This is a genomic window from Burkholderia stagnalis, assembly GCF_902830275.1.
Taxonomy (GTDB): Bacteria; Pseudomonadota; Gammaproteobacteria; order Burkholderiales; family Burkholderiaceae; genus Burkholderia; species Burkholderia stagnalis.
In genome coordinates, this window is record NZ_CADESW010000014.1 from 198,726 (window position 1) to 205,787 (window position 7,062).

Annotated in this window: 7 protein-coding genes; 1 reads left to right on the forward strand and 6 read right to left on the reverse strand. The window is 66.1% G+C overall.

What is annotated here, in order from left to right; all coding sequences use genetic code 11:
• Positions 1-68: 68 nt before the first annotated feature.
• From paaK to paaN, 5 genes are all read right to left on the reverse strand, one after another.
• Complete coding sequence (gene paaK, locus HWY45_RS23745; protein ID WP_059880770.1) at positions 69-1,367, reverse strand: phenylacetate--CoA ligase PaaK; 1,299 nt, start codon at positions 1,365-1,367, stop codon at positions 69-71.
• 38 nt (positions 1,368-1,405) lie between these two features.
• Complete coding sequence (gene paaI, locus HWY45_RS23750) at positions 1,406-1,861, reverse strand: hydroxyphenylacetyl-CoA thioesterase PaaI (protein ID WP_059805713.1); 456 nt, start codon at positions 1,859-1,861, stop codon at positions 1,406-1,408.
• 1 nt (position 1,862) lies between these two features.
• The gene (gene paaG / locus HWY45_RS23755; RefSeq protein ID WP_059880767.1) at positions 1,863-2,654 is read right to left on the reverse strand and encodes a 2-(1,2-epoxy-1,2-dihydrophenyl)acetyl-CoA isomerase PaaG; all 792 of its coding nucleotides are present in this window, start codon (positions 2,652-2,654) and stop codon (positions 1,863-1,865) included.
• 45 nt (positions 2,655-2,699) lie between these two features.
• Positions 2,700-3,902, reverse strand: a complete 1,203-nt coding sequence (gene pcaF, locus HWY45_RS23760; RefSeq protein WP_059880764.1) for a 3-oxoadipyl-CoA thiolase — start codon at positions 3,900-3,902, stop codon at positions 2,700-2,702.
• An 87-nt stretch (positions 3,903-3,989) separates the two neighbouring features.
• Entirely contained in the window at positions 3,990-5,696 is a 1,707-nt protein-coding gene (paaN, locus tag HWY45_RS23765) for a phenylacetic acid degradation protein PaaN (protein ID WP_059805724.1), read from the reverse strand.
• A 128-nt stretch (positions 5,697-5,824) separates the two neighbouring features.
• Between paaN and HWY45_RS23770 the strand changes: the two genes are divergently transcribed.
• Positions 5,825-6,601: an enoyl-CoA hydratase gene (locus HWY45_RS23770; RefSeq protein WP_059563200.1), complete on the forward strand. Its 777-nt coding sequence runs from the start codon at positions 5,825-5,827 to the stop codon at positions 6,599-6,601.
• 255 nt (positions 6,602-6,856) lie between these two features.
• Here HWY45_RS23770 and HWY45_RS36635 read toward each other — a convergent pair.
• A partial coding sequence (locus HWY45_RS36635; protein ID WP_208450112.1) for a hypothetical protein occupies positions 6,857-7,062 on the reverse strand: 206 nt, incomplete at its 5' end.

The window sequence follows — 7,062 nt, forward strand, 5'->3', positions numbered from 1 at the left end:
AGCCGGTCGGGCTTTTTCGTGGCGGCGCGCATGACGTGCGCCGCAGGCGCGCCGGTGGGACCAGCCTGTCAGCCCTTGCGCTTGTCGATGACCCGACGCGCCTTGCCGACCGAGCGCTCGATGCCGTTTACCGGCAGCACGTTGACGATTGCCGTCACGCCGATCAGCGACTTGATGTCGTGCGTGAGTGCGTGCCTCGCCGCATCGATCGCCGCCGTGTCCGGCGCGGTCTCGGGGCAAGGCTCGACGTTCAGCGTCAGCACGTCGAGCGGCCCCTCCTTCGTTAGCACGATCTGGTAGTGCGGCGCGAGCGCACGTTGCTTGAGCAGCTGTTCCTCGATCTGCGTCGGAAATACGTTCACGCCGCGCACGATCATCATGTCGTCCGAGCGGCCGGTGATCTTTTCCATCCGGCGCATCGTGCGCGCGGTGCCCGGCAGGAGGCGCGTCAGGTCGCGCGTCCGATAGCGGATGATCGGCAGCGCCTCCTTGGTCAGCGACGTGAACACGAGCTCGCCCAGCTCGCCGTCGGGCAGCACCTCGCCGGTATCCGGGTCGATGATTTCCGGGTAGAAGTGGTCTTCCCAGATCGTCGGGCCATCCTTGGTCTCCACGCATTCGGACGCGACACCCGGGCCCATCACCTCGGACAAGCCATAGATGTCGACCGCATCGATGCCCATGCGGCGCTCGATTGCCGCGCGCATGTCGTTGGTCCACGGCTCGGCGCCGAAGATGCCGATGCGCAGCGAACTCTGCGCGGGATCGAGGCCCTGGCGCTCGAATTCGTCGGCGATCGACAGCATGTAGCTCGGCGTCACCATGATGATGTCCGGGCGGAAATCCTGGATCAGCTGAACCTGCTTCTCGGTCTGGCCGCCGCCGAACGGGATCACGGTCAGCCCGGCGCGCTCCGCGCCGTAATGCGCGCCGAGCCCGCCCGTGAACAGCCCGTAGCCATAGCTCACGTGAACCTTGTCGCCCTGGCGCGCGCCGGCGGCGCGGATCGACCGTGCGACCAGGTTGGCCCACGTATCGATGTCGCGTGCGGTGTAGCCGACGACGGTCGGTTTGCCGGTCGTCCCCGACGACGCGTGGATGCGCGAGATCTGCTCCTGCGGCACCGCGAACATGCCGAACGGATAGCTGTCGCGCAGGTCGCTCTTGGTGGTGAACGGGAAGCGGGACAGGTCGGCCAGCGTTTTCAGGTCGTCCGGATGCACGCCCGCGTCGTCGAATTTGCGTCGATAGACGGGGGAGTGCAGGTAGGCATGCCGGAGCGACCATTGGAGGCGCTCGAGCTGCAGCGCGGTCAGCTCGTCGCGCGTCGCGGTCTCGATCGGCTCGAGCGGTAGCGGGGTAGTCATGCGTGTCTCCAGTGCTTGTTATGTGCGCGGCTGTTGCGTCAGCGGTCTTCCGGAATGACCGTGCCCTTGATCTGGGCGGACTTGCCGCGGAACAGCGCGACGGTTTCGCCGGCCCGGTTCGTGACGCGGATGTCGTAGATGCCATACCGGCCGTTGCGCGTCTGCTCCACTGCTTCGGCGGTCAGCACGTCGCCGCCCTGCACCGGGCGCAGGTATTCGATCGAGCAGCCGGCCGCGACGGTGCTGAGGTTGTACGAATTGCACGCGAATGCGAACGTCGAATCGGCGAGCGTGAAGATGAGCCCGCCGTGACAGATCCGGTGGCCGTTCAGGAAGTCGTCGCGTACCGGCATGCGCATGCGCGCATAGCCGGGCCGGACTTCCGCGAGCTCCATGCCCAGCGCGCGGCTGCATGCGTCGGCGTCGTACATGGCCTTGGCGGTGGCTCGCGCGAGCGCGTCGGCGCCGGGTGCGTCGGTGGAGGCGGCCGTCATGTCAGCGCCCCTCGAAGCGCGGCGCGCGCTTCTCGATGAACGCCTGCACGCCTTCCGCGTAATCGTGCGACTGACCGAGCCTGCGCTGCAGGTCGCGCTCCAGGTCGAGTTGCTGATCGAGCGTGTGCGTGATGCTTTCGCGCATCGCCTGCTTGATCGATGCGATCGCGAGCGTCGGCTGCTGCGCGAGTTGGGCGGCGAGCTGGCGGGCTGTCGCGGCGAGCGTATCGTCGTCGACCGCACGCCAGATGAGTCCCCATTGCTCGGCCTGCTCGGCGCTCAGCTTGTCGCCGGTCAGCGCGAGCCCGAGCGCGCGCGCCATGCCGACGCGCTGCGGCAGGAACCAGGTGCCGCCGGAGTCCGGCACGAGCCCGATCTTCACGAATGCCTGGATGAAGCTGCTCGAGCGTGCGGCCAGCACGAGGTCGCCCGCGAGCGCCAGGTTGGCGCCCGCGCCGGCGGCCGTGCCGTTCACCGCGGCGATCACCGGCAACGGCAGGCGCTGCAGTCGCCGGATCAGCGGATTGAAATGCTCGTCGATCAGCGTGCCGAGATCGGTTGTCGCGCCGGGGGTGAAGTCGAGGTCGGCGAGATCCTGGCCGGCGCAGAAGCCACGGCCCGCGCCCGTCAGGATCAGTGCGCGTGCGTCGCTGGCCGAGACTTCATCGAGTGCCGACTGCAGTTCGCGATGCATCGCCCGCGTGAAGCTGTTGAGCTTGTCCGGACGGTTGAGCGTGATCGTGGCCACATGGGCCGCCTGATCGATATCCAGCTGAATCGCCTGATATGACATGCAGTGTCTCCTGGATGACTCCGTTATGAATGCGTCGCGCGCCGGCTACACCCGCTCGATCGCGATCGCGATGCCCTGGCCGACGCCGATGCACATCGTGCAGAGCGCGAAGCGGCCGCCAACGCGCTCGAGTTGATGGAGGGCGGTGGTCACGAGCCGTGCGCCGGACGCGCCGAGCGGGTGGCCGAGCGCAATCGCGCCGCCGTTCGGGTTCACGCGCGGATCGTCGTCCGCGACGCCCAGCATCCGCAGCACCGCGAGCCCCTGCGATGCGAATGCCTCGTTCAGCTCGATCACGTCGAACTGGTCGATCGTCATGCCGAGCTGCCCGAGCAGCTTCCGCGCGGCCGGCGCCGGGCCGATGCCCATCACGCGCGGCTCGACGCCCGCCGTCGCCATGCCGACGACTCGCGCGCGGCGGCGCAGGCCGTACTGGTCGGCTGCATCCGCATTGGCGAGCAGCAGCGCGCATGCGCCGTCGTTGACGCCCGACGCGTTGCCGGCCGTGACTGTGCCGTCCGGACGCACGACGCCCTTGAGCTTCGCGAGCGCCTCGAGCGACGTCTCGCGCGGATGCTCGTCGCGTGACACGACGAGCGGGTCGCCTTTCTTCTGCGGAATCGTGACGGGCACGATTTCCTGCGCCAACGTGCCGTCTTGCTGCGCACGCGCGGCCTTCTGCTGGCTGCGCAGCGCGAACAGGTCCTGGTCAGCGCGGCTGATCGCGTAATCGGTCGCGACGTTCTCGCCCGTCTCCGGCATCGAGTCGACGCCGTATTGCTGCTTCATCAGCGGGTTGATGAAGCGCCAGCCGATCGTCGTATCGAAGATGTCGGCCTGGCGCGCGAACGCGGTGGCCGACTTGCCCATCACGAACGGCGCGCGGGTCATGCTCTCGACGCCGCCCGCGATCATCAGCCGCGCTTCACCGGACTTGATCGCGCGTGCGGCGGAGCCGACGGCATCCATCCCGGAGCCGCACAGCCGGTTGAGCGTCGTGCCCGGCACGGCGGTCGGCAGGCCGGCCAGCAGCGCGGACATGCGCGCGACATTGCGGTTGTCCTCGCCGGCCTGGTTCGCGCAGCCGTAGATCACGTCGTCGATCGCGGCCCAGTCGACGTCGCGGTTGCGCTCGATCAACGCCCGGATCGGCACCGCGCCGAGGTCGTCGGCGCGGACATCTTTCAAGGCGCCGCCGTAGCGGCCAATGGGGGTGCGAATCGCGTCGCAGATATAGGCGTCAGTCATGGGCGTATCGGTGAAAGGCGAACCCGCCGGGCAGCGGATTCGTTCATGGTAGAGGACCGAGCGGCGTTTGCACGTCCGCCGTTCGGGTTATGCCGTTTGGCCAGCTTCCGCGGGCGCCGCCTTCGGGGCAACATGCACTCGGCTTTGCACGACGCGGAACCGGTTGGCGACGAACGCCGAGTCGGCCAGCGACGCATTCGCAGCCGGGTTCGCGCCGGTGCCATGGAAGTCCGAGAACGCGGCGGACTGATTGACGAACACCCCCCCCGTCAGATTGATCGACAGCGCGACGCCGCCCCGCACCGCGGCATCGTGCGCCGCGTCGATCACGGCATCGTCGGTGCTGTAGACGGAGAGCGTCAGCGCGCCGTGCTCGGCGGCGATCGCGCCGGCGAGATCGAGCGACTGGGCCGTCGAGTCGGTCGCGATCACGAACGAGATCGGGCCGAACCACTCCTGCGTGAATTTCTCGCGGTCGGCGGCGTCGAGCTGGAGCACGAGCGGCGTGCGCACGCGTGCGTCGGGGAACGCGGGGTGCTGCAGCGTCAGGCTGTCCGCGAGCACGGGGCCGAGTTTGCGGGCGTCGTCGATCCGCGCGGTCACGCCGTCGTTCTGGATCGCGCCGATCAGTTCGACCGAGCGCGCCGGGTCACCGGTCAGCTTCTGTACCGCGCCGGCGATCGACTGGGCGACCTCGTCGAAGCTCACGTGTCCGTCGGCGGTCCGGATGCCGCTGCGCGGCACGTAGATGTTCTGCGGTGCCGTGCACATCTGCCCGGAGTAGAGCGACAGCGAGAAGGCGATGTTCTTTGCCGCGGCCTTCAGGTCGTCCACGGAGTCGATCACGATCTGGTTGACGCCGGCCTTTTCGGTATAGACCTGGGCCTGGTGCGCGTTCCGTTCGAGCCAGGTGCCGTTTTGCGTGCTGCCGGTGAAGTCGATCAGCTTGATTTCCGGGCGCAGCGCAAGGTTCTGCACGAGGGCGCCGTCGTTGGGCTCGGTCGCGAGGAGCGTGATGACATTCGGATCGAAGCCGGCTTCGCGCAGCACGTCGCGTGCGATCCGGACGGTGATCGCGAGGGGCAGGATCGCACCCGGATGCGGTTTGACGATCACGGTATTGCCGGTCGCCAGATCGGCGAAGAGGCCCGGGTAGCCGTTCCAGGTCGGGAACGTGCAGCAGCCGAGCACGAGCCCGGTGCCGCGCGGGACGATCGTATAGCGCTTGTGCATCGCGAGCGGCGGGTTCTTGCCTTGCGGTTTTTCCCAGTGAGCGTCGGCCGGGATGTGTCGCAGTTCGTCCCACGCATACGCAACGGCCTCGAGCGCGCGGTCCTGCGCGTGCGGGCCGCCGGCCTGAAACGCCATCATGAATGCCTGGCCGGTGGTGTGCATGACGCTGTAGGCAATCTCGAAGCTGGCGCGATTCAGGCGCGCGAGGATTTCCATGCTGACGCCGATCCATGCAGTCGGACCGGCCTCGCGCCATGTGCGCTGGGCTGCTGCGGCCGCGGCGATCAGTGCATCGGGCGTCGATTTCGGGTACCTCACACCCAGCCCGATGCCGAACGGCGACTGCTCCGCGCCGACCGTCTCGCCGGAAGCGGGCTGGTCGAGTGCAAAGGTCTTGTCGAGGTGCGACTTGAACGCCGCTTCGCCGTCGGCGTTGGCACTTTCCCCGTACACTTTGGGGCTCGGCATTTCGACGAACGCGCTCCAGTAACCGCGGCTCTCGAGGGCGGCGAGTGCGTGCTTCAGCGTGGCTTCGTGCTTCGTGAACAGTGGGTGGGTCATGGCGGCAGCCTGATGGACGTTGAAGGGATGGATTCGATTAATTAACCGACCGGTTGGTCGGAGAATGGTAGCATCAAACTATTCGCGTGTGCGCGGCGTTTCACATTTCATTGATCGAGGAGAAATCGATGGCTTACGAGAACATCGTGGTGGAGACCCGGGGCCGTGTTGGCCTCATTACGCTGAACCGGCCGAAGGCGCTGAATGCGCTGAACGATGCGTTGATGGATGAGTTGGGCGTGGCGCTCAAGGCGTTCGATGCCGACGAAGGCATCGGCGCGATTGTCGTGACGGGCAGCGAGAAGGCGTTCGCCGCGGGGGCCGACATCGGCATGATGGCGACCTATTCCTATATGGATGTCTACAAGGGCGACTACATCACGCGAAACTGGGAGGTCATCCGCCAGATTCGCAAGCCGATCATTGCTGCTGTAGCTGGGTTCGCGCTGGGGGGCGGCTGCGAACTGGCGATGATGTGCGACATCATCTTCGCGGCGGATACGGCGAAGTTCGGTCAGCCCGAGATCAAACTCGGCGTCATGCCGGGGGCGGGCGGCACGCAGCGCCTGCCGCGCGCGGTGTCGAAGGCGAAGGCGATGGACATGTGCCTGACCGCGCGTTTCATGGATGCGGCGGAGGCAGAGCGGGCGGGCCTGGTGTCGCGCGTGTTGCCGGCGGACAAACTGCTGGATGAGGCTATCGAAGCTGCGACGACGATTGCCGAGTATTCGTTGCCGGCCGTCATGATGGTCAAGGAGTCGGTCAATCGTGCGTACGAGACCACGCTGGCCGAGGGCGTGCAATTCGAGCGCCGGCTGTTCCATTCGATGTTTGCAACGGAAGATCAGAAGGAAGGGATGGCTGCGTTCGTCGAGAAGCGGAAACCGGTGTTCAAGCATCGCTGACGGGCGGCAATGTCGAATGTGGCGCGACCGCCTTGTCCGAGCCCATTCACAATCAAAAGCCCCGTGCGCGGCAGCGCACGGGTTTTTTGAATTTATTTCGCGCACCCCCTTGCGCTTGGGGCGCGGGGTGCCTAGAATCACGCCTCTTTCGCGCTAACGGCAACGCAGCGCGGAAGGGGGAAGCGAAGTTGGTCGGATGCCTGTAGGGCGGCCGGCCGGCGCAGGAAGATGAACCCCGCAGTCGCAACGAAGTAGTTAAAAAAGTTGTTGACGAACTGCGAAACAGTGTTCATAATCTCGTTTCTCTGCTGCTGACAACGCAGCGCTGCTGAGAAGGAAGAATTTCTCGCAGAAACGTTCTTTAAAAATTAACAGCCGATAAGTGTGGGCGCTTGATGGCAGCGAACCGATCCTCGGATCGGATAGCAAAAGTATCAAGAGTCTCACACTAAAGTAAGTCA